Raw genomic sequence first — 26,218 nt, forward strand, 5'->3', positions numbered from 1 at the left:
TGGATTGAAAATATTTATCTGGGACACTAGATTGTTCTAAGGTGGCGAAATGTCACCAACCAGAGATTGCCTCTGTATTCCTGCCATTTCCTTTCCTTCTTCGAGATCCTTCCGCCCATGCGTCCGACTCACTTCATCACGAGTTGCTGTGCGGCGCTTTTAAGCGTTGGCGTTCTTTTCTTTCCTTTGTCCGCAGAGGTGCTTCACGCTGTTGAGAGTGGCGTCGCGCAGCAGCTGCGATTTGACGGTCCGGCATGGATTGCCAAAGAGGAAGGCCTGCAAGGAAAAGGGGTCGGCAACGTCGCATGGGCAGCTCGCGGAATCACTGGCCCCAATGCCAAAGTGCAGATCCAACTGGCTCTTAATGAATTAAACCATACCGCTGCGTCGATTTCTCTAGGGCCTGGCAGTCAATTTGGTTTTGACGGGTCAGGCAAGCGGCTGTTTCTCCAAGGACCTGTGTTTGGTGGTGAAACCAGATTTCTGGATTCGGCCACTACTGAGATTCAGCCTGGAAAGATGTTTCTGGTCGAGTTGATGACTTCCGATGGTCGCTTGAATATCGCGATCGATGGCAAACAGGTTTACGAAGGCCCTTTGAAAGGACCACTTGGCCTGGTTGGCCTACGACCTTGGCGTTCTACGATGACCGTCCAGCAATTTACGATCGAAGGAGATCTCAGTGAGGGAGCCTGGTTGCCTAAAAAGCTTGGCGATGAGATCGCAGTTCCCACCATCGATCTCGCTCAGGACGTCTCACGCCAGACGGTGATCGCCAGGGGAACCAAGGATATATACCAAGGGCATCCCACGACACTCTTGATGCCAGACGGCAAAACGATTTTCGCCGCATGGACCTACAATCACGGTGGTCGATGTGGTCCTTTAAAGCGGAGCGATGACGGTGGTTTGACTTGGAGCGAGCTGATCGACGTTCCAGAAAACTGGAGCGACGTCCAGAATTGCCCATGCCTCCATCGTTTGGTCGATGCCGACGGTACGGCACGCCTGTTCGTATTTGCCGGTCGCGGCGATATGACCCAGTCCGTTTCTCTCGACCAAGGCAAAACCTGGTCGCCGATGCAGAAGAACGGCCTGAAATGCATTGTCGCGCCCATTACGATCCTGCCAATCAACGATGGCACCAAGCACCTGGCCATCTATCATCGCGGGGCAGGGGACCGGGACCGCCCGCCGCTACAGATCTGGCAAGCAATCTCTTCCGATGGCGGACTTACTTGGGAAGATCAACGCATGGTGGCCGCAGTCGAAGGAGCCAATCCCTGCGAGCCATTCCTCCTACGGTCGCCCGACGGGAAGCAGCTCATGTGCCTGATGCGGGAAAATGCTCGACGACTCAACTCGCTGGTGATGGCCTCGGATGATGAAGGCGAAACCTGGTCAGATCCCCAGGAAGTGAATGCGGCTCTGACCGGTGATCGACACTGTGCCAGATATACCGAAGATGGCCGGTTAGTCATTGCGTTTCGAGACGTCGTTAAGAAAAGCCCGACCTACGGGCACTTTGTTGTCTGGGTCGGAAAGTATGCTGACATCCTCGCCGGCAAACCGGGGCAATACCGGGCTCGCCTGCTGGAACATCACGGCCGGCCACTCGACACCGGTTATCCCGGTCTCGAACGACTGCCGGACGGAACGTTTGTCGCGACGACCTATGTCGGTTACCGGCGTGGCGAAAGGAATTCAGTCGTCTCGGTGAGATTCATGGTCGATGAACTCGATCGTCTCGCGAAGGAACTTCAGCCAGTCACCGTTTGGAAGAGTGGTGACGATGGGTACGACACCTACCGCATCCCGGCACTGATACCAGCGCAAGACGGGACGCTGTTGGCATTCTGCGAAGGACGCCGCCATTCGCGAAGTGACACTGGGGCCATCGATCTTGTGATGAAACGCTCGGTCGATCAGGGAAAGACCTGGAGTGATCAGGTCGTCGTATGGAAAGATAAAGACAACACCTGCGGAAATCCCTGTCCTGTAGTGGATGAAGCGACGGGGCGCATTCACTTGTTGCTAACACATAACCTGGGTGAAGATCACGAGTCGGCCATTAAGCTGAAGAAAGCCAAGGGAACGCGGACCGTCTGGGTATGTCACTCTGACGACAACGGCCAAACCTGGACCGATCCGGTGGAAATTACCGACACGGCGAAGAACCCTGACTGGGGATGGTACGCCACCGGCCCAGGCGTCGGCATTCAACTTAAGCATGGTCCCCACAAGGGCCGCCTGGTCATTCCATGCGACCATAGCTATTCGATCGACCCCGCAGTGGACAAGAAGGGCTACGGTTTTGGCTCGCATGTGATTTTCAGCGATGACCACGGCAAGTCATGGCAACTGGGTGGAACGATTCATCCGAATATGAACGAATGTCAGATCGTCGAGATCGGCGACCAGGGACAGATGGTTATCGATATGCGATCCTATCGCGGTCAGGGGTGCCGAGCCCAGTCGATCAGCAACGACGGCGGACAGACCTGGTCTGAGATTACGGATGCCCGTGAGTTGGTTTCCCCCGTCTGTCAGGCCAGCCTGGTTCGTTACCGATGGCCAACAACCGACGACCCTGGCATATTACTATTCTCTAGTCCTCGCGATCCCTCCAAACGTCGAAACCTGACAGTGCTTGCCAGTTTCGACGACAACAAGACCTGGCCCTGGAAGAAGACCCTGTACCCCAGCCACACGGCCTATTCGTGCCTGGCTCCAGCGGGTGCCGGTCAGGTGGGGTGTTTGGCCGAAGTCGGCGAGAATAACCCCTACGAGACGATTTCCCTTTTCCTGTTCGACCTGCCAAAATCGGAAGCGAAGAATCGATGAATTCAGACACCATGAAAGCGGTAACGCTCTGCGGGCAAACGACAGAGCCGTTGCCGAAAACGCAGGAACCACGTCCCATGCAATTGGAAGGGCTGGTCGCGGCCACGTTCACTCCTCTTACCGCTGAGGGAGAAATCAACCGCGAGCCGATCGGCGCGATGGTCGACGTGCTCGTTGCATCGGGCATGGCTGGCCTATACGTCAACGGAAGCACCGGGGAAGGCGTTTCGCTGACCGGCAAGGAACGTCGGCAGATGGCCGAAGCGTTTGTCGAAGCGGCGTCCAGGCGGATTAAGGTCATTGTTCAGGTTGGGCATAACAGCGTGCGAGAAGCACGCGAACTGGCCGAACATGCTCAAGCGATCGGTGCCGATGCCATCAGTGCGACACCGCCCACTTACTTCAAGCCGGCGAGTATCGAACTGCTTCTCGATTCGTTACGAGAGATCATGCGCGGCGCGCCTGGGTTGCCGTTTTACTACTATCACATCCCACGGATCACAGGCGTCGACTTCGATCTGCACGCACTGCTGACGCATGCGGCAAAGGATCTACCGGAACTCAATGGCGTGAAATACACGGCCCAGTCGATCCATGAGTTCCAGGCCTGTCGAGCACACTTTGCCGGCCAGTTCGATCTGCTATATGGCTGTGATGAAATGCTGCTTTGCGGTCTTGCCGCGGGAGCGAGCGGGGCCGTCGGTAGTACCTATAACTTCGCACCGGGACTCTATCGCCGCTTGATCGAAGCCTACCGACAAGGCGAAAACGAAGCGGCGCAAGATCTACAATTGCTTTCCGTCGAAATGGTCCAAGCTTTCGTGCGCTATCCGGCATTGCCGGCTCAGAAAGCGATCATGGAAATGGTTGGCTTGCCGGTTGGTCCTCCGCGTTTGCCTTGGCGCGATTTGACGGCACAGGAGAAGAGAACTTTGGAAGGCGACTTGAAAAAGTTGGGGTTCTTTGAGTGGCGTGAGTAAGGTTCAAGTCGCCAACTTCAAGTCAAAACGCATCCTCCGTGATTGAGTGGGCCCATTCTTTTTTCAAGAATGCTAAGTTTTCAGCGAACCATTTCCTGAGTGGCTCGTCTAAACACACAGACGTTTGAAACCCAAACCATTTAAGAGTGTGAGCTAATAACCTTCGATGTTGATCAAAAACCACAACGATCGAAATCAAAATGAAGCTGGTAAGCGATTGCCTGGGCAGGCAGGCAGCGGTTATGCGGCTCATCCTCTGCGCTTATGACTTAGGGAAACTATCCCTGACGGCTTTTCAAGCCCGGTGTCATAAGCGACGCCGGGCTTTTTTTGTGCCCATATCCAAACTATTTGGCCCGTTCGACTTCGGGTGAGGTCCGCGGTCTTTCACACCGTGCAGGTTGAGTTCGACTCTCACACGGGCTGCTTTGTGTCGCGAGAAGAGATGGTGCATTAGTAGGGTAGTCGAGGACTGGTTGTCCATGCCTGACTGATACTCAGGCCGCGCTGAGTTCGATTCCCAGGGCTACCACTGATCAGGAAAAGGAAAAGTCACATGAACGATGCAAATCGCTGTAAACGCATAGCACAAACTCAAATTGAGGTTGTGGTGTAACGGCAGCATCCCCGACTTTTAATCAGGTGGGCGTAGGTTCGAATCCTACCGGCCTCACTTTTTATACGGCGCGTAGCTCAGTGGTGAGAGCGACGTCCTTATAAGACGTGAGTCGTGGGTTCAAACCCCACCGCTCCGACCAAACCAAACAACATGGGACCGAGGTGTTACGGCAGCATCCCTGGCTCTTAACCAGGCGGGTGAAGGTTCGAGTCCTTCCGATCCCACTTTACCAACAAGCACTGGTCGTCCAGCGGCAAAGACACCGCATTCGTAATGCGGCTACGAGGGTTCGAGTCCCTCCCGGTGCTCTTCGAGTCTCCATAGACTCGCCGTTCTTTGACAATCGAAAACAAACTATCAGCGCCCATGATGTAGCGGCAGCCTACTGCCTTGCCATGGCGGATGTGTGGGTTCGACTCCCACTGGGCGCTCTAAATCATTCAGGGTGTGGGAAAGCTTGGTCTAATCCGCATACTTCGGGAGTATGAGAACGCTGGTTCGAATCCAGCCATCCTGACTTTTAACTTTGTGGTGGGTCCTGTGTTGGTACGGGAAGGCGGCTGTTAACCGTTTCGTCGCAGGTTCGATTCCTGCCTCCACAGCTTTAAGATTTTGTGCTCTTGGCCGAGCGGCAAAGGTTCCAGGCCTCCAACCTGGCGAGGCGGGTTCGATTCCCGCAGAGCACTCCTTTCCAGAAAGAAACGATGAATTAGAGCGAACCTTGCTCGAAACGAAGAGTCTCTTTCTGGCAGCACTGCGAGGTAGACGCTGTTGGTAGTATCGCCTGGCTCTGAACCAGGAGGTCGTTGGTTCGATTCCAACCCTCGCAACCTTTTTGAAATACGTCTCTGGTGTAACGGCAGCACTACTGGTTCCAACCCAGTCAGGTCAGGGTTCAAATCCTTGGGGGCGTGCTTAGTTCAACCAATAGTCCTGTGGCCCAGCGGCGACGGCAACTCTCTTACAAAGAGTCGATCGGGGGTTCGAGTCCCTCCAGGACTACTTTACTGGGGCGCTGGCGGCATCATGCCGCCAGTGTGCCCTCGCCAAGCTCTTCGCGGCTCCGAAAAACGACTGTCGTCGTTGTTTCGAAGTGCCATCCTTGGCACGCGTAAGCTGCGATCCTGGCGATTTTTTTCAATAGTATTTCGCGAGTCATCGCGCATCAAAAGTTCTCGTGGAGCAGCGGAGTGCTCGCTTGCCTGTCACGCAAGAGATCGCCGGTTCGAATCCGGTCGGGAACGCTTTTTAAGGATGGCACGCTACGCCAATAAGGCAGAGCGACCTGGCTCAAACCCAGGTGGATGGGGGTTCGAATCCCTCGCGTGCCACTGAAATGAAATAGGGTTGTGCTCCTCGCAGCGGCCTGTAAAGCCGCCGTCATAAAAGAAGCGAGGTGGGCGACGAGAGGTTCAATTCCTTCACGGCCCACTCAATGGACTGCATTCGGAAAGACGAAGTGTGCCCAAGCTTAAGTGTTCGCGCGGTTACCGATACATCAAAGAGTTGGGAGGAGCGATACGGCGTCAGTCGATTAGCTTCGCTGCAACCTGGTTGGTGGAGTCCGATTTGATTCGCGGTCGAGTACTCGACTATGGGTGCGGATTTGGATTCGATGCGGATTACTTCGGATGGGACGCGTTCGATCCCTACTATCGGCCAACTCCCCCACAAGGTGGTTACGATACGATCGTGTGTAATCACGTTTTGAATATGCTTACACGCTCGTCGCGAAACCAAGTGCTTTCAGCGATTGAGCAGCAATTGGATTCCGATGGTACGGCCTGGTTGATCGTACCACGAAACATTCCCCCTCGGGGAAAGATTGGCTTGCGAAAGCGGATTCAGAACTATGTGACCCTCGATCTCCCGTCGGTGCTGGTCAATGAGAAGCTGGAGATTTACCAGTTCGACCAAAAAGCTTTGATCGTTGATCAAACCGATGAGATCGAACACCGAATTTCCGAGCGATAGAACAACCTGGCCAAGTGGCGGAATCAGAAGACGCGCGACGCTTAGAACGTCGTGCCTGGAGGGCGTGGGAGTGCCAGTCTCCCCTTGGCTACTTAACTTTTTGACGCGGGTGAGCCAGTGCTCATTCGGGCCTCATAAGCCTGGACGGTCGGGTGCGACTCCCGGACCCGCTACTTTTTTGGTCTGTAGGTGTTCTGGCGGCACACGTCCGTGGTAAGGACGCGGATCGGGTTCGATTCCCGAACGGACCTTGTTAACGGTATGGGCCTGCATGCCGATGGAGGCGACTGATCCTTGCAAGATCGGTGCGATCGGTTCGACTCCGATCAGGTCCACTTTCCATTCAAGGGCTGATGGTCCAAAGGGACGACACTGCTCTGGCGGGGCAGAAATCTGGGTTCGATTCCCAGTCGGTCCACTGAGGTGATCACATAGTGTGATCGCCAAGTATTTGTTTTTGAAGGAGACTCGACGATGGACGCTCATGTTATCGAGCGGCAGTTCGAGCGAATGGGCGGACGGGTAAAGCTCGTTCCGGCCCGCGGTCGCAACGTACGAAGCGACGTCTCCATCGACGTTGGTCACGACGCCGAGGGAGAGTTCTTCGAGATCTCGCTCGGGTCCCAGGCGGAACCCGACTTGCGCGTGATCGATGTACGGCCTGATATTCGCCACTTGCTGCTCTTGACGGAACAAGAGGACGGAAAGCACAAGTTCCTGTGCGGTCATGACGAACGCCATTGGTTCGTCGCTGCCGTGCCGGAGCGGGCAACCGTCTCCAACGTAATCACCGCCTTCGACGCACTGAAGCCACGTGATGTTCACATCCGTGAGCGTCAGTTGAAGGTAAAGCCGAAGAAGCGGAATCGCCGGAAGAACGATGCGTTCGTTCGCCAAGGCGAATGGTTCTTTGTGCCTGTCCAGCCGTGGCAGCGCATCGATCTGCGGTGGGTACTGCGGAACGAGCCGATTAATCGCGGCGGCGGAAAGCCTCACATCTGTGAAGAGCTGGTCCGCCAAGGCGGCGAATTGGTTTACGTAAGTCCGCAACATCCCAACGGATTGACCGAGCGGCAATACGAAAAGCTGATCAGTAAGAAGCCGAAGCTGAAGAAGCTTTCGTGGATTACGCAGCGTCGTAACCCAGGCGTTTTCGTCCGCGGCAAGGTTCGCCATGCCGATCACAAGACGATCTGCCTGGATGGATGGCATCAAGTGATCATGAATACCGAGACCGAATCGGTAGCCATGCGTCACGTGGCGTTTATCGACTAGACGCGTATGGGTGGCCGGGGCCGCAGCCCTGGGGATTGATTGCCGAGTCGAGTCCACGGAAGTGGAGGGGACTCCTCGGCATAGGGCCCTGGCCGCCCCATTTTGGTGACTGAAGTGTACTCGGTAAGCACGCCTGCCTGTGAAGCAGGAAGAAGGAGTTCGAATCTCCTCAGTTACCCCTCCATGGCCTGTGAGTGTGCTGGACTGGCATAGCAGCTTCCGAAGCTGTCGGACCAGGTTCGATTCCTGGACAGGCTACTGTTTTGACCTCGGAGTGTGATGGATTGGCACGCGAGCCTGCGACGCTCGTAGACCAGGTTCGATTCCTGGCGAGGGCATTTGCTTACAGTGATTTCAAATACGAAGTCAGCATCTAGGCTGGGTCGAGAACCAGCGAAAGAGAATCGGCGGATAGCAGCTCCCCGACTTCAACCGACGCGATACGACGAACCTCCGATCGGAATGACACCCTGGATAGATATCGCTGGGTCTCGACCCAGCCTGCGTTGCTTCCACGGGGGCCGCTTCAAAAAAATGGCGCGCGCACTATCTTCAGGCGGCACCAGGCTGGTATATCTAGATCATGCCCGGAGACGTTCCCCGTTTACCTTCTTTTTGTCGCGTGGTTTCTCGAGCAACTGGCTCGCACGCGGTGGTTGTTTTCTCCCAGAAAGTTCGCCATGTCCTCGTCCCCTGCACAACCAAAAACCAGCGATCAGCGCTCGACCGAGCGCAGGTCGCAGGTCGTGGTGCGCGCCGGCAGGCACTATGTGTGCTCGGCCTGTGGGACGTGGGTTGAGATTCCGGCTGACGTCGTGGGTCAGTGGGTCATCGCGGTCGATTCTTCACCACAGCCAGACCAGCCAAGCCAGGGCGATCCGCCCCAGGAAGACGCGGAAAAAGAGGGTGCCTCAGTCGACAAGCCGCAAGTTCCCGCAAACACGCCGCGATGGGCATCCTCATGGGTTTCTCCTAATGGCGGTGGTGGTCGCGCTACGTCTGCTTCGTGTTTCGCGCCGATCACCCAGCGGCCGAAACCGGCAAGGCCCCGACGTCCCAAGACGCCACTGCGCGACAGCTACACCGGCCAAACGATCGACGGTCTGATCGTTCCCGCGGCCGCGAAGCTCGATCGCGCGCTTTCCTGGGTTACTTTTCACCTGACGGTGCTCGACCGGCAAGGGACCGAATTCAATCGGCTCAGAAAGCTACTCAAGAAACAACGCGGGCAACACGGCAGGGCAGCGACCGACCATGCAATCCTGGACCGAGCTGATCTCCAGAAACATTCACGGGTGCCACGCCCAAGTCTTCTTGGGCGTGCCAGGAGATCGTCCGTACGTGCCCGGCAAAGTGATGCCCACGCACACGTTAGCATGGCATCCCAAGCGATCGGAGTTCTAACTCGCTGGCATCGAAAGTCTGCTACGCCATCGTGTCAGCGCCGGCTGCGCACTTGGAAACGCATCCAAGGACGAGGGCCTCCATAATCTAACGGCAGACAACATGAAGTTTCTTCCCACGGCTCTCGGTAGTTTTCGTGGCCGCCGGTTCGTCCATGTGCGCGATAGTGGTCGTAGACCAGGTTCGATTCCTGGCCAGGGCATTTGCTTACAGTGATTTCAAATACGAAATCAGATCGGTCACTTCGCTATCGGTCAGGGCCCGCGTACCGGAGACCTCTTCCGGAGAATGATAGTCCACAAGGACTTCCTCCAGGCTGCCAGCTCGGCCATCGTGGAGAAAACGTACTTTGCGATAGATGCCGGTTAAGCTCGGCGTGTTGTATCCTTCGTATTCATCCTCTTGCGAGCCAAGTCCCACGTCGTGGATTTTGCCGTCGGTGAAGTACCTTCCGCTGTGGCAACTGGAACAATTGGCATCGGCACTTTCGAAGACTTTTTGTCCGCGATTCGCCGCCGCGCTTAACGAACCATCTTCTTCGCGAAACGGATTGGGCGGAGTGCGACGGGTTCTCAGGTAGGCCAATATTGCGTCGGCTTCTCGGGGACTCGCAGGCCGTCCTTGCATCGTTGTCGTGAACGACTTGTGCATGGCATCGTGGAGATCTTCTTGCCAACCATGCCAGGTCCAGGGGCCTGTCTTGTCGACGTGTTCCAGCGGCAAGACGGTCTTCATCGTTAAAGCAGAACCATCATTCCAGGTATCCATGGCTTTGGAATTCACGCCGCCGTTGTAATGGCACGTGTGGCAGCTGTACCACTGATCGAGACTTCTACGAGCATCGTAGAAAAGCTCTTCTCCGTGACGAACCTGGGAAGGACGAGGACGCTTGCCCAAGGGGATATGACGAAGGACGTGTCGATCTTCAATGTCGACCACCTGGATCACGTCTCGCAGGTAATCGGCGACATAAACGGTGCGATCATCCTGAGCCATGGCGAGCCCCATGGGACGGCCGCCAAGGTCCATGCGTTGGAAGAGGTCGCGGTCCCGCATCAGCTTCGGGTCTATCAGATCGCCTGGGCCGCCGACTCCTTCCCAAGGTAAGTCATCCTTTCGATAGATTAAAAGGTCGTGCGAACCGGATGCTGAGACGACCAGTCGTTTGTTGGAACGGTTCATGACAATCCCATGGGGATCGGCGACTGCCGTGCCTGGCACGTCGAGCGTGATGGCTTCGCGGTATTCCTGCTTGTCGAGGCGAACACGGCCGATGCGACTTCCCAGTACCCAGCCACGTCGGATGTTGTCTCGATTGATCGGGTTGCTGCGATAAATCATCCAGGGGAAGTAGACGTATTTTCCATCAGCCGAACATTGCATGTGGCCAATATTGATCCCGCCGGAAAGTTTCGACGAGAAATCGACCTCCCCCTTGATTAGGTCTATGACGACGATCTTACTTTCGCCACTGCAGCCGACTGCCAGTCGCTCGCCGTTTGGGGACACGGCAAGATAGCGGGGCCAGGCACCCACCGAGAACTTGCGAGCGACCTTGGCTTCCTTCAGGTCGAGTTGGGCGACTTCGCCTGTCGCGACGAGGCCCACGTAAGCGGTCTGACCATCGGGAGCAACGGCCAGGCCTGTCGGTTCAAAGCCGACGTCAATCGATTGTGTTTCGCGCAGCTTTCCCCCTTCTACCTGAATGAGGGAGATCTGGCCGCTGTAAGCACAGCTGACAAGTACGTATTTTCCGTCCAGGCAGGCCATAATGGAGGTGGGATGATCACCGCAGGGAATTTCATCGAGAATTTCGCCACTTTCGGTCTCGATCAGGCTGACGCTGTCGGATGCTTGATTGGCGACAACTAACCAAGTGTCGTTCTTCATCAAAACGACATCGACCGGCGAGCGGTATTCGGCCGTAAGGGGAGGGGCCGGAACGGCTAGCACCGGGACACTTGCGACGCAGAGGGCAATGCCGAGGTAGATCAGATGGCGGAACTTCATCGAATAATGGCCCTGTTTGAGGAGAACCAGCAGGCATTTTCGGGGTTTGTTAGCAGCATAACAGATTTGCGGAATCTATAGGATAATCATTTCCAAGACTTGTAGCGTGACTCCGGATTGCGGATACTGCATTTGATCGGGAAAAACTCCCCGGTCAACCTCGACGCCCAAATAGGGGCGTTTATCCCTTCCGTTACCTCCCCCGTTTTGTTTCCCCTTGGTTTGTCCCAGGAGACTCTCAATGAAATTTTTGACAATGGCTTTGACTGCGGTCGCTTTGATGGTTGGTTCTTCGCTGCTGATGGCCGAAGAAACCAAGAGCGGTCTGCAAGAAGGCGAAATGATTGGTGCTTTCTACGTGACCAAGCTGGCAGGTGCGTCCGAAGATGGCGTCGAAGTCGGCAAGAACCTGTGTTATCGCTGCAAAAACGGCGGTCGTCCTCAGGTGATCATCTTCACCCGTAGTGGTGACAAGGCAGTCGTGGATCTGGTGCAACAACTGGACAAGGCAATCGCCAAGAACGAAGAGAAGCAACTTCGTACGTTCGTGAACTACCTCGGCGAAAACAAGGCCGCTGCCAAGGCCGCCGCTGAAAAGCTGGCCAAGACCGCCAAGACCGAGAACGTTCCTTTCGTGCTGCCGAACGAATATGAAAACGGCCCAGAAGACTACGGCATCAATCCGAATGCCGAAGTGACCGTCATCCTGGCCAAGGGTGGTGAAGTGAAGGGTAACTACGCTGCCGCTTCCGCGAAAGACCTGAAGGTCGACGCTGTCGTAAAGGGTCTGGAGTCGATCCTTAACTAGGATTGCCACTGACGTTTGAACCAATAGAAAAAAACCGCCGATTCAATCGAATCGGCGGTTTTTTTGTTTCTAGGCAAAGATGTCCATGACCGGTTTGCCTTTGCCATCTTCGGTTGCATAGAACGGTCGGCGTTCGACCTCGTATACTGTCTTCGGACTGATGCCCATGGCCGTGAAGATAGTTGCATGGAGGTCGGTCACCGAGATTGGGTTTTCGGTGGCAACAAAAGGACGTTCGTTGGCGGTCTTGCCGTATAGCTGTCCCTTTTTCACACCGCCTCCCCACATCGCCACGCACGAGCCGCCGGTGAAGTGGCGATGCTGTCCGTAGTGCTTCAGTTCTTTCAAGACGTCGACCTTTTCGGTGGCTTGATCGCGAGCATTCGAGCCAGGCTTGCCTTCCATGATCATGTCGCGGCTGAATTCGCTGGCCAGAATGACGAGCGTGCGATCGAGCAGGCCGCGGCTTTCCAGGTCGAGAATCAACTGCGCAATCGGTCGATCGACTTCCTGCTTCATGCGCTGCAGGGTCGTGAAGCCGTTGGCATGCGTGTCCCAGTTGAGAAACGGAACGTATTCGGTCGTGACTTCGACGAAACGGGCCCCATTTTCGACCAGGCGTCTCGCCAGCAGGCATCCACGGCCAAATCGACCGGTATCGTATTTTTCGTACGACTCTTTCGGTTCCAACGAAATATCAAACGCTTCACGTTCTTTGGCGGATAGAAGTCGATAAGCGTTCTCCATCGAGCGAAGCTGCGACTCGCGCTGGAAGTCGCCGATAAAGTTGCGCTGCGGTGACTGGTCGATCAGCTTCTGAAAGAGCCTATTGCGATTGGCGAATCGTTCCGACTTCATGCCTTCCGGAGGACGCACTGACTGAGCGGCCTGTTCCGGGTAAGGCAGGTTCATCGGACCGAATTCACTGCCGAAGAAACCTGCCGTGGTGAATGCTTTCAATTCTTCCTGTTCGCCGACACCTTCCAGACGCTGACCAATGTTAATAAAGGCCGGCATCACGGGATTCAAAGGGCCGAGGACCTTGGCCATCCACGCCCCGATATGGGGACAAGCCACCGTTTGCGGAGGAACGTACCCGGTATGCCAGTGATATTGATGACGAGAATGAAGAATGCTTCCCAGGTCTGGCAGGACATGCGAGCGAATCAGCGTGGCTCGATCCATGACCTGGGCGATGTTTTCCATCCCTTGCGAGATCTTGATGTTGTCGACGTTGGTATCGATTGCCGGAAACGTGCTCTCGACGTCGGCAACCGGCAGGCCAACCTCAAATGGGACATACTTCTTAGGATCAAACGTATCGGGCGCAGCCATGCCTCCGGCCATCCAGATCAGGATGCAGGAATCGGCCTTTGCGGCTGGGTGCTCGACCGGTGCATCATTGGCGGTGACCAGACGCGGCGCGCCGGCCATCATGGTTGCTGTCGATGCGGCAGCCATTTGTTTCAAGAATTGTCGTCGTATTCGTGCGCGGTCCATGGGGAACCTTACTTAATGAACGAGTTGAAATTCTGGAAGCATGAAGACCGCCCACAGGACGTCCTCCATGGCCTCGGCAGGCATCTCGGGGCCAAGGGAGTCCACGAGCGTCGCCAATTCCGCTTCGGTGGGATCTCGACTCAAGGCGAAGTGATACAGCCACGTAACGAATTGCCGTGGCGACTCCCATTCTCGCTGGCTGAGTCGCTTGGCCCCCTGTCGAAGCGTGTTGGCCAAGGCTTCTCCGTTTGAGAGGTCGATCGCTTCGAGCGTGGTGAGTTCCAAAGGCCGAACACTGACGACCTGGTCTCGATTAGGACGCCCCAGCGAACGCATCAAAAAGTCGCTCTTCAACAGCGATGCCCGAACCATGTAACGCTGACCGTCGATCCCCTGCGAAAGCATCTGAGCCATGACCGGGCGTAGGCGGGCCATCCATACCTCCTGTGCTTTCGTAACGGCGGCAGGTTGCCAATCGTCAGGCAACTTCTCGAACTTCCCAGACCCCTTGGGCACCTGGGCCGTCCACTGCCAGGTTTCATCCGACGCAATGACCTGGTCGTCGAGACGTGCCTCAAAGAGCATTCCCGCGGCGTTGGGACCGCTACCAGCATTCTTGGCCACGATCAGGATTTCATTCGCTCCCTTTTTGAGCGAGGTGAGTCGAACAAGATCCGGTTCCATCCAATTATTGCCAGCAGCCAGCTTCTTTCCATTGACGTAAAGCGTGTATTCATTGTCGCAGGTTATCAGTGCAAACCCATCCGTCGGCACCTCGGAAAGCTCGAATTGTTTCCGGAGTGTGATGGTTTCGCCGGCTGCGGCCTGGGAAACATCGGCTTGATTCCAGATCCACTGACCAGCGATGGTAATGCGACTGGCCGCGTCCGTTGAGAGATTGCCTCGTATGACAGGAGCATCGAAGTTCTTCGGAGACGTCTCAGTCACTTGCCACACGCAATCGACGAACTGTTCCGCCGTCATTCGCTTGCTACGGGGGCCGGCATATTGGTAACTACCCGCGTCAATTTGTTCGGAGACCCGTTCGGCTTGTGTTTGATAGGCGTGCGAAGTAGCGATCAACTGGAGCGTTTGTTTAAGGTCATAGTTATTCTCGACCAGATGTTCGGCCAGATAGTCAAGCAGATCGGCATTCCATGGTGGATTCTGCATGGCATCGGTCGGGTGGACGATCCCGTGACCCATCATGCGATGCCACAGGCGATTGACGATCGTTCGCGTAAATCGCCCGTTCTCGCGATGAGTCATCAGGCGTGCCAACTGTTGTAATCGTTGCGGTTGTGGGGCGGCGGCATCGACCTGTCCCAATTCAGGAAAGAGCCACGATGCTTCGGCTGTTTCACCAATGGGTTTATCGCAGCGGTGGAGCTCGAGTGATCGCTCAGCGTAGATCGCCGCGAGACCGTAAGCGTCCTTGAGCTTCCATCGATCGATGAAACTGTCGTGGCATGACGCACACTTCAAGTTGATTCCCAGGAAAGACTGGCCGACGTTCTGAGCGAATTGGATTTCAACCGTTTGCCCGGCACTGACTTCCCCACGCCATTTGATGCCTTGGCCGAATCCGGCACTTTCTGGTGTGGGCGGGGCGATTAGCTCTCGAGTGAATTGGTCGTATGGCTTATTGGTAACGAGTGCCTCGTATAGCCAACGGGAGATTTGCTTGCGGCCGCCGGTGATGAAGCCGGTGCCTGCATAGTCGTTCCGCAGCAGGTCATTCCAGAAGGTGAGCCAGTGTTCCGCATATTCGACGTCACGATCCAGTAGTTCTCGCACTAAAGTGGCGCGTTTATCAGGCGAAGCATCGCGCAAGAAGGCCTCTCGCTCGTCAGGCGTCGGCAATAGCCCGATAAGATCCAAATAGACGCGACGTAAAAACGCATCGTCATCCAGTGGCGGTAACGGGGGCGCGTCTTGCTCAGCTAACTGGGCATCCAGGATTCTATCAATCGGGTTCGAACGGCCTGCAACGACGGGCGGCAATTCTGGATGACGCGGCTTGAGTGGCGGTTCGTAGATTTTCTCTCCGAACGTGAAGCCTGGTTCCCAGGGAACGCCCGATTCGATCCAGCGCTTCAAGAGCTTGATCTGTTCGCTGGAGAGCGGGGCCCCTTCTGGCGGCATGCGGGTGAATTCGTCCTCGGTTGTGACCCGCGCGATCAACTCGCCCTGACTCCCATTTCGAGGAACAATAGCTTCGCCTGATTCACCCCCAGCCAGCAACGCCTCACGGGTATTCAGCGAGAATCCCCCTTCTTTTTGCGTACCACTATGGCATTTGCCGCATTGCTGCTTGAGCAAAGGGACAATCTGATGAGCGAAGTCGATCTCTTCGCCAAGAGCGATGCATGGAAACGCGAACGCGAAGGCTACAACGAGGAATGATTTCATGAGAATACTAAGGTCAGGGCATTAGGTAGGAACCTCTATTATATCTGGAGAGTACCAGTTTGCCCAATGTGCAAAAATGGAATTCGGCTGAGAAATGTGTCACGTTACGCTAGGATTTCGCGGATGACATGACCATGAACGTCCGTGAGCCGGCGATCGATGCCGTTGTGGCGGACGGTCAGCTTCTCGTGATTGATCCCTAGTAGGTGGAGAATTGTGGCGTGAATGTCGTAGACCTGCGTGGGGTGATCGCGATCGAGCGGCTTGTAGCCCCATTGGTCTGACTGGCCATGGGTGATGCCCGGCTTGATACCTCCTCCGCAGAGCCAATTGGTGAAAACGTACGGATTGTGATCACGTCCCTTGCTTCCCTGGGTTGAGGGCATCCGACCGAATTCAGTCGTCCAAAGGATGATCGTGTCGTCCAGCAGACCACGCTGCTTGAGATCTTGGATCAGCGCGGCCGTGCCGACCGCCATGCCGGTGGCCAATGGGCCGTGGTCTCGGCGGATGTCTTCATGGCTGTCCCAATTGCGCCGAGGGAAGCCATTGTCGTTCCCGGACCAAATCTGGATAAAACGGACGCCCCGTTCGATCAGTCGACGCGCGATGAGACACTTACGGCCGAAGTATTCCGCTTCTTCCGGGGCATTGATTTCGGAAGGATACTCAGCTCCCATCCGATCGAGCCCGTACATCTTGAGAATGTGGCTGGGTTCGTTGGAGATATCCATGGCCTGCGGAGCGCTCAACTGCATCTTCGCCGCGAGTTCGTAGCTGCGGATCCGCGCCTCGAGTCTCGAGTCGCCAGGGCGCTGTTGTTGGTAGCGGCCATTGATTTGCTCGAGAAGACGCAGACTGGCATCGTCACCCGAGGCGGAAGTATAGGATGACTTGGGCGTCAGGTCTTCGATCGGGTTCTCTCGTTGTGGGAAGATTGCCGTTCCCTGGGTACTGGCCGGTAGGAAGGCACTGCTCCAGTTTTTGGGGCCATTGCTGGCAAAACCGCGGTGATCGGGAAGTACGACGAACGCCGGCAAGTTATCGCTGATACTCCCCAGGCCATAGCTGACCCATGCCCCCATGCCTGGGAAACCGGGCGTATCGAAACCGGTCGCTTGAAGATAGGTTGCTTGCGAGTGGACGCCACTCTTCCCGACCATGTTATGAACAAAAGTCATCTCGTCGACGCACGCACCCAGCGGAGCAACGACTTCGCTGAGCATCTTGCCTGACTGACCATGCGGCGAGAACTTGAAGGGGGACTTCATCCATGGTCCGAGACCATTCTGGAAGGCCTCGACGTGCTCGCCAAAATCCGATGCTTCTCCATGGTGTTTGTCGAGCATCGGCTTGTGATCAAACGTATCGATCGGGCTTGCCGCTCCACTCATGAAGAGCTGAATCACGCGTTTCGCTTTGGGCGGATGGTGGAGTGCCGCCAGCGCGCCATCCTGACCAGGGCCGGCTTGGGCATCCTCGCGCATGAGCAGCGAGGACAGGGCCAAGGCTCCAAACCCCCAGGCATTTTGCTGCAAGAACTCGCGTCGTGTGGAAAACATAGGGTTACCCTGCGTCAGTCGAGGTAGAGAAATTCACTTTGATTGAAGAGCACCCGGCACAAATTGGCGAGCCCGTGCTCTTGGGCAAATTCGGCGAACTTCTCTCGCTCGAAATCGGTTGGTGCGCGCCCGAGCGTCAATTGAACGCCGAGTTCGACCTGCTCCGGCAAGGTTACTGCTTGTTGCTCAAGTCGCTCGGCGAATGATTCTGCCATGACCAACTGAAATGGGTTGTTGAGCATGGACAAGGCCTGAAGTGCCGTGAGCGTCTCGCTTCGTTTCGGCGTACTTTGAGACGAGTCGGCACAGTCAAGGGTGGTCATGTAGGGATCGGGCTGCGAACGGACAATGAACCGATAGATGCTTCGCCGGTGGGTTGCCGGGTCACGCGGATCGAACTTGTGGTATTCGTAATGAGGAGAATGGGCTTCCTTTTCCAATTTAAAGACGAAGAAGCCTGGGCCGCCCATCGTTTTGTCGAGCTTTCCGCTTACCGAAAGAATGGAATCGCGAATCTCTTCGGCCTCCAGTCGTCGACGGTTCATGCGCCACAGAAACTGGTTGCTGCTGTCTTTCGCATCATACGCTTCATGATGCCGAGACGACTGGCGATAGACGCTGCTGGTGACGATGAGTCGGTGCAGGTGTTTGAAAGACTGATCGTGGTCTCGGAACTCGACGGCCAACCAGTCAAGCAGTTCTGGGTGCGTTGGCATCTGCCCCATGCGTCCAAAATCATTGGGTGAGCCGACGATGGCCTGATCGAAATGGTAGTACCAAATCCGATTGACGATGCTACGCCAGGTTAGGGGGTGATCGCGGGACGTGATCCATTGGGCCAATGCCGCACGCCGCTCCGATTCATCGTGATCGGTCGGAAGATTTAATGCGTAAGCATCTTGCCCTGGTAGTGGTAAAGTGCCTGGCAATGCTTCCTCGCGTGGGTCCGTTACGTTGCCTCGATGGAGAACGTGGATTTCACGCGGGATGCCTTGGGTCGGTTGAAACGATCCTTGTGGCTTGAAATGAGTTGCCGCCGCGTAGACCATTTTACCGGAAGGCAATGATTTGAGTTGTGCTTCGAGTGCGTTTATACGGCTCTTGAACTTGGCCTGCTGGGCAATCCGCTCCGGCGTTTCGATCTGCTTTTCTAGAAGCGCCAAGGACTGCCTGGCTTGGTTAAGCTCCTGGGAGACGTTGGCTGAAATGGACTTGGGCCAAAGACCATCGACAAGGTTGGTGCGTCGCCAGCGGATGGGGGCTTCAATGGAGTCAAGCGACTGGATGTTCTTGTTGAGAGCAACGTTTTTGTTGTGCTTGTCAAAAACCTCCAGTTCCGATAGCGCGAAGATAAAGTCGTTCTGCCGCGGGGCCAGCTTCGTCGCCGTGATACGGACGAACCTGGCGGTAACAGGGACTTCGACTTGATAGCTTGCCAAAAGTGGGTTGGGATAGTCCTCGGTCGTTTCATCCGCCATTACTTGAGAATCGCTGAAAGCGGCATCGCTGGCGGCTTCGATCTTGAAACGAAGCGGGAATCCGAAGCCGGGACCGATTCCTGCGTAATCATCGTAGCAGGGATGCAATACGACTTTGGTGATCTCGGTGGGATCTCCTAAATCAATTTGCACCCATTTGACCTGATCGATCGTCTTTTCGATGTGGCTGTGGTAACCATGTTGGGGAACCGTTGTCTCGGGCTTTGCCTGTTGTCGAAGCGTCTGAATCTTGGTGCGTAACTCCACTAACTGCTTACCACCCGCCGCGGCGATTTCCCGTTGCAGGTTGGCTAGTTGCTTTTCGGCAGATTGCTTGTCGTCGGTAAGCTGTAATCGCTTTTTCTCGATTTGAGGATCAATGTCGTAAGGACGCTCGGCCCGATCGACCGCTGCGAATACCGCTTGAATACCGTAGTAGTGCTGCTGCGTATATGGGTCGAACTTGTGATCATGGCATCGGGCACACTGAATCGTTACGCTGCAAAACGTGTTGAGCGTGTTCGAAACCATCTCGTCACGATCGAGGTTGCGAGCATTCTTGCCATCGATTTTGCTGGCCGGGACCTCGACGTGCCCGATAAAATCCCAAGGCCCTGCCGCGATGAAGCCAAGTCCCAAGATCCCATCCTGTTCTCCCGGGTACAGGGCATCTCCAGCGATCTGCTCTTCGACGAAGCGGGCATACGGTTTGTCCTCGTTGAAAGATCGGATGACGTAGTCTCGATACGGCCACGCGTTGCGGCGGAGCTTGTCCTTGTCGTAGCCGCAGGTGTCGGCGTACTTCACCACGTCGAGCCAGTGCCGGGCCCATCGTTCACCATAATGAGGCGAAGCCAACAGGTGTTCGACCAACTGTTGGTATCCGTGTTCTCCTTCATCGAGTTTCGCCATCCATTGACGCATTTCCTCAGGCGTCGGAGGAAGGCCGATCAGGTCATAGTACAAACGCCGTACAAGCGTTCTTGAATCGGCCTCGGGGGAAAAGTTCATGCCGCGCTCAAGAAGCTGAGTCAGGATGAACGCGTCGATGGGAGTTCTGACACGTGCCTGGGACGTCTCGGGGATCTCCGGGACGGGAGGCCGACTTAATGCTTTGCGAGACCACCAATTATCTTGAGCCTTCAACTTCAGATCACGGGGCCAAGTGGCGCCGCTGGCAATCCAACGGCGAATCATGGCAATCTCTTGCTGTGAGAGGGGTTGCCCACCTTGAGGCATCTCAGGTGGGTCGCCGGTGATGTATTCGAGCAGGAAGCTCGCAGTGGGGTCTCCAGGAACGATCGACTCGCCGCTATCACCCCCGCGTAGGGCTGATAGGCTATTCGAGAGCGAAAGGCCTCCCTCCGTCCTTTGGTCATTGTGGCATGTGACGCAGTTGGCGGAGAGGATCGGTGCGACCGAATCTTGGAAAAAGCCTTGCGGCAAGTTCGCTTCCTGGGCGTAAGTCCAGCCGCCAAGGGGGAACAATAGGAAGAGACTGGCTGCTCGAACGAATTGGGAAAATAGACGTAACATAGGCGGGCTCTTAAGGCAGGGGCTTCGACTTTGTGTCGAAGAAGAAGGCCCTGAGGGCCTTTCAGTATTCAAGTTTGCCACGTATCGAGGTCATTTGGCAAGTAAAATATCGTGGCCAGCCGATTGGCTTGCTTGATTCCAGCCAATTGCGAGTTAACGGTTTCTTACCAGTTGCTTAACGCGTTGTACTGGGGCAGCTTAGTATACTGAGGGATTGGCATGCTTCGGTCCGCGTCTGATAAGTTAGTGGTCCCGTTTCGAATCGACCAAAAATCTCAGGTTTTCGTTGTGGATCGTCCTTTAAATATCGTCAAAGTCATCCCTTATCCGTTGCCGGTCCTACGATTTGGTGGCCCGGTCGTTCAGGCCCAAGTCGTTTGTCGGGAACTCGCGGCCCGAGGGCATGAAGTACGCGTCGTGACGACGGATATTGATCTTCCCGCGGATATTCCTCGCGATCAGTGGCTTGAGAACGATGGTTATCACGTCTGCTACAGCTCGACGTCGCCGCACCATCGAATGCCACCCTATTACACGCCGGGCATTCGTCGGCCGCTGCAAGAAACGCTAAAAACCGCGGATGTTGTTCAAACCAACATTGGCCTGACGTTAACCAATGACATGGTGCGGAAACTGGCCAGGCGAGCTGGGGTTCCCTACGTCTACAACGCGGAAGGGGCACTTTGTCCCAAGCGACTACAAATCAAATCATTCGAGAAGAAGCTCTTTCGGTACTTCTATGAAAACCGAATTGTCCGCGAGGCAGCTGCCTGCCAGGCTGTTTCACAATACGAACGAGATACGTTGCTTGAGTGGGGCGTTCACCCGGAACGAATCGCGGTGATTCCCAACGGCTTTTCGTTGCCGCCGGTCGTTTCCGAGGAAGCCAAACAGGCAAGTCGCCAACAGTTAGGCTACGCTGACGACGACGTCGTGATTCTGTTCATGGGAAGGATATCCCAGATCAAGGGAATTGACTTGCTGCTCACCGCTTTTGAGCGGATTCGTAACGAGTTTCCCCAGGCCCAAATGATTGTTGCCGGACCCGACGAAGGGATTCAGGCCGCACTAACACAGTTCGTACGCAAACATGGGCTTGAAAAGCGAGTTCGGTTTCCTGGCATCATCGCCGGCGAAGAAAAAACGAATGCACTGCGGTCCGCTGATATTTTCGCGCTTACGAGTCATTCCGAAGGCTTGCCGAACGCGGTGATTGAAGGGCTAGGGTATGGTTTGGCGATGCTGTTGACCCATCGATGCAACGTGCCTGAGGTTGCGGACTACAATGCAGGGCACGTCGTGGAGGCCGAAGTCGAACCGATCGAGCAGGCGCTCAGGAAACTTCTTGAAGATGCCCAGCAGAGAGCCAACTGCCAGCAGAATGCGAGACGGCTGGCCGTGGAACGATTCTCGTTAGACAAAGTGGTAGACGACTTGGAGAATCTCTATCGGGGCCTGGCGGATTCCCCTTCGGATGCTAACGGCACGGCGAATCTACAATCGACCGCTTCGCCGTAAACTTCCACGCGATCATGTCGTGGGAGTGCCGACAATCCGGTGCCACATCCGCTTGGTGGATGCTCGCAGGTCGTTGGATACCCACTCTGCACGACTTCGCAGGTAGGTAGCCAAAGAAGGTTGCCACTGCAGTAATTGGGCGACTTCTTCTGGAGGTCGGCGGAATGGCTCACCCAGCAGGTCCCCGTACCACTCGGGGTTCCAATAGCCTTGTTTGGGATCGGTAAACAGTTGCGGAAACTGGGATTGAACCCATTCCAACTCATGCTTCTGGACGTTTGCATGCAGCAGTTGGGGATTCTTGTTGTAGTTCGGATCGTATCGCAATGCGCTGGAATCTAAATGGTTATAGGTTCCAAAGATGGACACCCGGCAACCCGAGTAGCCTGCGTAAGGGACATGCGATCCCAGGACGTGCGTCGTCATCGCCTCGAACGACTGGAACAGTGTCGCCATGCGGCACAACGCATTTTGGTCGTCGACTTTTGCACCGCGGATCCATGGAATTCCATGTTTCTCGAAGGCTTTGTGCCACATGCCTCGCTTGAGACAGTTTCCGGATATACAGACTACTATCACGTCGAACTGGCTCTTCAACGCGGCGATTTCCTGGGCATAGATATCCTCGTCGAAGTTGTGGATCGTGTGGGCAAGCGCGTGTGTTGGCATCACCAGCAGCGAATTAGGCACGCGCGTCGTTGGCAGGGGCGTCGCGTAGATATAGGGCGAGCCAACGGCATGGACATCCTTGAAGCCAAAGCTGGTCAACAGATCGGCTTGTTTTTGCGTGGCGACCAGGTGGCGAAAACTGCGAATCTCGATGGAGGTGACTTGCTGCCAGAACGTATTAGGCTCGATGCGCCAACCGTGGACCCACGACGCCCCGGAATGGATTGGCTTGGGGGGATCATGAAGGGCACGGGCAATCTCCCAGGCGGCTCCGTAGTACTGCGCTTCCGAGCGAGGATGCACCGTCACGATGGGAGGCAGCCTCTCGATAAGCCACGCCAGTTCCTTTTCATCAGAAAACTCAAGCGACGTCATCATGGCTAACAGACCTTCAGGAAGCTTGGCGTGACCAATAGTGATTCAATGCTTCGGCGATAATTCGCTGAGCGCCTGACTTATCGATCAGGTCCTTGCTGGCCGTGTGCATTTGAACGAGCAAATCACGATTGGATTCCAGGAATTCCAGATTGGCGGCGGCCACGTGAACCGCCGCATCCATCGGATACCCAGCAGAAAGGCAAGCTCCCTTTTCCGCTAATTCTTCCACCAGAAAATAGTTGTCCGGCGAATGAAACAAATTGATCGAGGGAAGACCTGCGAACGCGGACTCGTAGGTAACCGTGCCGCCGGCAAGAATCGCCAGAGCACAATTGCGCATGATCCGCCACATCGAATCACTTGTTTTGGCCAAAATGATCTCGTGATTGGTATCTTGTTTGACCGCTTCAACCAACTCCTCGTAGGAGTGACCGTAGCCTTCGCCCAGCAGTACCCAGAAGAGAATCGGACGCGGGATGTCGCGGATTGCTTGCAGCAATTTTAAGGTGTTGTTACTGGCGTCCGTCCCACCCATCGAAATAGCAACTGCCAGGGGAAACTGCTGTGCATTTTGGAGATAAACTTCGGTGGGGATCGACTCGCAGCTTTCTCGAATGATGTTGTATTGCAGGCCACAACGTAGGGAGTCCGTCAGGCCTTCGTCGCTCCATCTCGGGTTCAGGACGGACGTGCGATGGAAAACCAAGTCGACTTTGTTGAGATGCGAAAAGATCGGGGACAGTGAAAACGTGGCCTCTGATCGTTTGACGACTGCGAAAAACTCGTCCGAACACTCGAGCATGTCTAGGAAAACGAGGTCCGGCGAGATTTGCTGAATCGCTTCGATCGCCTCCGCTTCGTCACGAAACAGGTGATGTTTGATCACCAGCCCGGAGAGCAGTGCATCAAGGTAATGATCTCCGATCACGATCAAATGGACTTCGCAGCAGCGGCTGGCGTGTTTCGCAAATGTGCGGCTGCGCATGACGTGCCCGAGACCTGATTTTACCGAGCCTTTGCAGACGACAACGACGCGCGCCAATCGTTTTCCTCGCAGGTTGGAGTTCAACGGAACAACTCCCAGTCGAGAGGAAAGTACTGGGCAACCGCTTCGGTCAGCTTGCGTCCTACCACCGAATCGAGGTCGCCAGGCGTCATGGAGTTCTGGGGACGGACGATGAGGACGTCGTCGGCAGTAATTTCTTGTCCCGGTTCCAGTGGGCGGGCTGCGTAAAGACCTCGTCGAGCACGCGGCATGACGCTGGCCTCTTGTTCCGAGCGATGTCGGGGAAGGGGAGCCTGAAGGGCTTCTTGGGTCGCTCTGAGGTCGGCAATGTACTGCTTCATGGGTTCAGGCTCCATGGCATAGACGTGGTCGAATCCCTCCGCGCCGCGGTCATACGTGTAGTGCTTTTCGACCCAAGTCGCCCCTTTGCTGATGGCGATGGCGGCTGCGATGCTCGATTCGGTATGATCGGAGAGCCCCACCGGCATTCCGAAAGCCGTTCGCAGGACATCGATCATATTCAGATTCATGATCGAGAGCGGAGCCGGATACGAGGACACGCAGTGCAGGATGACGAGTTCGCCGACGCCGTGTTTCACCGCGGTATCCACCGCGCGTTCGACTTCCATCAGGGAAGCCATCCCGGTGGAAATGATAAGCCGCGTTCCCAGTTCCGAGGCCTGGGAGATCAAGGGATAATTGTTGAGATCACAGGATGCCAATTTGATATAGGGTGGATCCAGCTCCGAGAGTAGGTCCAACCCTTGACGGTCGAAAACCGAAGCGGACATCGGCATGGACTTTTCGCGACAATACTTGGCCAGTTCCCGGTACTCGTCGTCGGAGAGCATCCCTTTGCGTCGAATCTCAAGCACTTCGTTTTCTTGAAGTTCGCCATCCTTGAGAAGTTTGGAAATATACAGGCCTTCCGGATAGATCATCTGAAACTTCACCGAGTCTGCCTTGGCATCGACGGCGATATCGACAAGAGATTTTGCCGTTTCCAGTTTTCCACCGTGATTGGTTCCTGCTTCCGCAATGATGTGTAGGTTGTCTCGATTCGTTTTCATGGATTTCTCGATGGGACAGTGGAATGTTTTTTAGTTCTCAACGGCCTGAATCGCGCGTGAATGAAACGTCGGGGAACGTTAGTACGTGCAACTGGCCTGATAATCGCGAACTCTTTGAGCAAACCCGCCGAATGCCGTTTCGGAAATGTCTTGAAACTTTGCCCACTTCTCTGGAAGCTGGGACATCAGGTCGTTATTGCTCAGCAGCGCCTCGCTTTTTTGAATCACGTCTTCGCAAATGTCCGACGAGGTGTTGATGTCGACGTAGAAGTCTTCGAGTCCCAAGGTCTGGAACAAACTGCTGGCCCGTTCGTCATAGACGATGCTGACGCTTGGCTTCCCAAAGGACAGCGTCGGAAGCGTCGCGTGGAGTCGATACGAAACATTCAGAAACGTGTTCGCCAGCAGCGACAAGTAGTAGTAAATGTCGCTTGTATAGATGTATTCGATCTGCCCCAAAGATGCCGCAAAAGGAATATCACGATGGTCGTGACACAGTAGTCGAACCGGCTTGTCGAATCGCTCTTGGCACAGTCGAATCAGTCGTTGCAGGTCATCACGAACCCGTGCCTGAAGCCCGAGTGGAATGTTCATCAGATTCGGGTTACGAATTGAGATCAGGACTTCGTTCTGCATTTCAGGTGATAGCGGTGGCAATTGCGACTTAATTTGATTGAGAAATATAGTCGGGCAGCCGCCAAGCCGAGTTTTGGTGCAGCCGATGGAATGCAGATAATCAACCGTCGCCTGGTCGCGCAGATAGCTCAGATCGGCTCTTTCCGAGAGCGCCTTCAAGACATGATCGGTGATCACGTCGGTTCGATCGACAAGCTCCATTCGGCGATTGTAAATGCGACCGCGCGAGACCGAGTAGATCATCAGTGGCGGTTCAAGTGAGGGCAATGCTTGCGGTGATACGGAAATCTCGCCGTTCTCAAAGAGGTTACCCCCTCCCACGATCACGCCATCGCCAAACTGATTGATTTCGAAAATAGTTCTGGCAGTCAGCCCCGCTTTCGCATGGGATTCGTAATGCGAAACGGCAGGAATGGTAATCAGGTTAACGTGGCTATCTAAGGCCTTTTCCAGAAACGACCGGATCCCTAGATGAATCGCATCGTTGCCGATGTTAAAGCCAACCGGTCGGATATTGAAAATGGTGTACATGACGTGTT

At 55.3% G+C, this 26,218-nt stretch carries 16 protein-coding genes and 17 tRNA genes; 24 read left to right on the top strand and 9 right to left on the bottom strand.

Annotation, left to right across the window (positions count from 1 at the left end):
• Window positions 1–117 precede the first annotated feature (117 nt).
• The 22 genes from Pan97_RS26165 (at window position 118) to Pan97_RS03035 (ending at window position 9,182) form a co-directional block, all read left to right on the top strand.
• The gene (locus Pan97_RS26165; protein WP_165698584.1) at window positions 118–2,844 is read left to right on the top strand and encodes a sialidase family protein; all 2,727 of its coding nucleotides are present in this window, start codon (window positions 118–120) and stop codon (window positions 2,842–2,844) included.
• Window positions 2,841–3,824 carry a dihydrodipicolinate synthase family protein gene (locus Pan97_RS02955; RefSeq protein ID WP_196782266.1) on the top strand — a complete coding sequence of 328 codons (984 nt, stop codon included), beginning with the start codon at window positions 2,841–2,843 and terminating at the stop codon, window positions 3,822–3,824. The genes Pan97_RS26165 and Pan97_RS02955 overlap by 4 nt, the downstream gene beginning before the upstream one ends.
• A gap of 353 nt (window positions 3,825–4,177) precedes the next feature.
• Window positions 4,178–4,250, top strand: a tRNA-Glu gene (locus tag Pan97_RS26170).
• 175 nt (window positions 4,251–4,425) lie between these two features.
• Window positions 4,426–4,497 (top strand) — tRNA-Lys (locus Pan97_RS02960).
• Window positions 4,498–4,506: 9 nt separating this feature from the next.
• Window positions 4,507–4,582: transfer RNA gene (locus Pan97_RS02965), tRNA-Ile, on the top strand.
• 13 nt (window positions 4,583–4,595) lie between these two features.
• Window positions 4,596–4,667: transfer RNA gene (locus Pan97_RS02970), tRNA-Lys, on the top strand.
• A 12-nt stretch (window positions 4,668–4,679) separates the two neighbouring features.
• Window positions 4,680–4,751: transfer RNA gene (locus Pan97_RS02975), tRNA-Thr, on the top strand.
• 52 nt (window positions 4,752–4,803) lie between these two features.
• Window positions 4,804–4,874 (top strand) — tRNA-Gly (locus Pan97_RS02980).
• 10 nt (window positions 4,875–4,884) lie between these two features.
• Window positions 4,885–4,960: transfer RNA gene (locus Pan97_RS26175), tRNA-Pro, on the top strand.
• A gap of 10 nt (window positions 4,961–4,970) precedes the next feature.
• Window positions 4,971–5,045, top strand: a tRNA-Asn gene (locus tag Pan97_RS26180).
• A gap of 12 nt (window positions 5,046–5,057) precedes the next feature.
• A tRNA-Gly gene (locus tag Pan97_RS02985) sits at window positions 5,058–5,129 on the top strand.
• Between the two features lie 69 nt (window positions 5,130–5,198).
• Window positions 5,199–5,273, top strand: a tRNA-Gln gene (locus Pan97_RS02990).
• Window positions 5,274–5,285: 12 nt separating this feature from the next.
• Window positions 5,286–5,357, top strand: a tRNA-Trp gene (locus Pan97_RS02995).
• Between the two features lie 15 nt (window positions 5,358–5,372).
• Window positions 5,373–5,445: transfer RNA gene (locus tag Pan97_RS03000), tRNA-Val, on the top strand.
• Window positions 5,446–5,614: 169 nt separating this feature from the next.
• A tRNA-Asp gene (locus tag Pan97_RS03005) sits at window positions 5,615–5,687 on the top strand.
• A 12-nt stretch (window positions 5,688–5,699) separates the two neighbouring features.
• Window positions 5,700–5,774: transfer RNA gene (locus Pan97_RS03010), tRNA-Leu, on the top strand.
• Window positions 5,775–5,904: 130 nt separating this feature from the next.
• On the top strand, window positions 5,905–6,417 hold the full coding sequence (locus tag Pan97_RS03015; protein ID WP_144970617.1) for a methyltransferase domain-containing protein: 513 nt from the start codon (window positions 5,905–5,907) through the stop codon (window positions 6,415–6,417).
• A 347-nt stretch (window positions 6,418–6,764) separates the two neighbouring features.
• Window positions 6,765–6,835 (top strand) — tRNA-Ala (locus tag Pan97_RS03020).
• 56 nt (window positions 6,836–6,891) lie between these two features.
• Window positions 6,892–7,692 (top strand): hypothetical protein, encoded by an 801-nt coding sequence (locus tag Pan97_RS03025; protein ID WP_144970619.1) that lies wholly within the window; start codon window positions 6,892–6,894, stop codon window positions 7,690–7,692.
• 105 nt (window positions 7,693–7,797) lie between these two features.
• A tRNA-His gene (locus Pan97_RS03030) sits at window positions 7,798–7,870 on the top strand.
• A gap of 7 nt (window positions 7,871–7,877) precedes the next feature.
• Window positions 7,878–7,950: transfer RNA gene (locus tag Pan97_RS26185), tRNA-Arg, on the top strand.
• A gap of 422 nt (window positions 7,951–8,372) precedes the next feature.
• A complete protein-coding gene (locus Pan97_RS03035; protein WP_144970621.1) occupies window positions 8,373–9,182 on the top strand; it encodes a hypothetical protein in 810 nt (269 codons plus the stop codon).
• A 121-nt stretch (window positions 9,183–9,303) separates the two neighbouring features.
• Here the strand turns inward: Pan97_RS03035 and Pan97_RS03040 are convergent, their stop codons facing one another.
• Window positions 9,304–11,106, bottom strand: a complete 1,803-nt coding sequence (locus tag Pan97_RS03040; RefSeq protein ID WP_144970623.1) for a beta-propeller fold lactonase family protein — start codon at window positions 11,104–11,106, stop codon at window positions 9,304–9,306.
• Between the two features lie 241 nt (window positions 11,107–11,347).
• On the opposite strand from Pan97_RS03040, the gene Pan97_RS03045 reads away from it, so the two are divergent.
• Window positions 11,348–11,914, top strand: coding sequence for a hypothetical protein (locus Pan97_RS03045; protein WP_144970626.1), 567 nt, complete (start codon window positions 11,348–11,350; stop codon window positions 11,912–11,914).
• A gap of 69 nt (window positions 11,915–11,983) precedes the next feature.
• On the opposite strand, the gene Pan97_RS03050 is transcribed toward Pan97_RS03045, so the two are convergent.
• The 4 genes from Pan97_RS03050 to Pan97_RS03065 form a co-directional block, all read right to left on the bottom strand.
• The gene (locus tag Pan97_RS03050; RefSeq protein WP_144970628.1) at window positions 11,984–13,414 is read right to left on the bottom strand and encodes a DUF1501 domain-containing protein; all 1,431 of its coding nucleotides are present in this window, start codon (window positions 13,412–13,414) and stop codon (window positions 11,984–11,986) included.
• 12 nt (window positions 13,415–13,426) lie between these two features.
• Window positions 13,427–15,826, bottom strand: a complete 2,400-nt coding sequence (locus Pan97_RS03055) for a DUF1549 domain-containing protein (RefSeq protein WP_144970630.1) — start codon at window positions 15,824–15,826, stop codon at window positions 13,427–13,429.
• A 104-nt stretch (window positions 15,827–15,930) separates the two neighbouring features.
• Window positions 15,931–17,388: a DUF1501 domain-containing protein gene (locus Pan97_RS03060; RefSeq protein WP_144970632.1), complete on the bottom strand. Its 1,458-nt coding sequence runs from the start codon at window positions 17,386–17,388 to the stop codon at window positions 15,931–15,933.
• A gap of 14 nt (window positions 17,389–17,402) precedes the next feature.
• On the bottom strand, window positions 17,403–20,402 hold the full coding sequence (locus Pan97_RS03065) for a DUF1553 domain-containing protein (RefSeq protein WP_144970634.1): 3,000 nt from the start codon (window positions 20,400–20,402) through the stop codon (window positions 17,403–17,405).
• Window positions 20,403–20,690: 288 nt separating this feature from the next.
• On the opposite strand from Pan97_RS03065, the gene Pan97_RS03070 reads away from it, so the two are divergent.
• Window positions 20,691–21,920, top strand: coding sequence for a glycosyltransferase (locus Pan97_RS03070; RefSeq protein ID WP_165698585.1), 1,230 nt, complete (start codon window positions 20,691–20,693; stop codon window positions 21,918–21,920).
• Between the two features lie 12 nt (window positions 21,921–21,932).
• Here Pan97_RS03070 and Pan97_RS03075 read toward each other — a convergent pair whose 3' ends face one another.
• From Pan97_RS03075 to Pan97_RS03090, 4 genes are all read right to left on the bottom strand, one after another.
• The gene (locus Pan97_RS03075; protein WP_144970638.1) at window positions 21,933–22,967 is read right to left on the bottom strand and encodes a hypothetical protein; all 1,035 of its coding nucleotides are present in this window, start codon (window positions 22,965–22,967) and stop codon (window positions 21,933–21,935) included.
• A 13-nt stretch (window positions 22,968–22,980) separates the two neighbouring features.
• Window positions 22,981–24,009, bottom strand: a complete 1,029-nt coding sequence (locus Pan97_RS03080; RefSeq protein ID WP_144970640.1) for a hypothetical protein — start codon at window positions 24,007–24,009, stop codon at window positions 22,981–22,983.
• A gap of 23 nt (window positions 24,010–24,032) precedes the next feature.
• Window positions 24,033–25,043, bottom strand: coding sequence for an N-acetylneuraminate synthase family protein (locus Pan97_RS03085; protein ID WP_144970642.1), 1,011 nt, complete (start codon window positions 25,041–25,043; stop codon window positions 24,033–24,035).
• Between the two features lie 78 nt (window positions 25,044–25,121).
• Complete coding sequence (locus Pan97_RS03090) at window positions 25,122–26,210, bottom strand: polysaccharide pyruvyl transferase family protein (RefSeq protein ID WP_144970644.1); 1,089 nt, start codon at window positions 26,208–26,210, stop codon at window positions 25,122–25,124.
• Window positions 26,211–26,218 lie beyond the last annotated feature (8 nt).

Source organism: Bremerella volcania, from assembly GCF_007748115.1.
Lineage (GTDB): Bacteria > Planctomycetota > Planctomycetia > Pirellulales > Pirellulaceae > Bremerella > Bremerella volcania.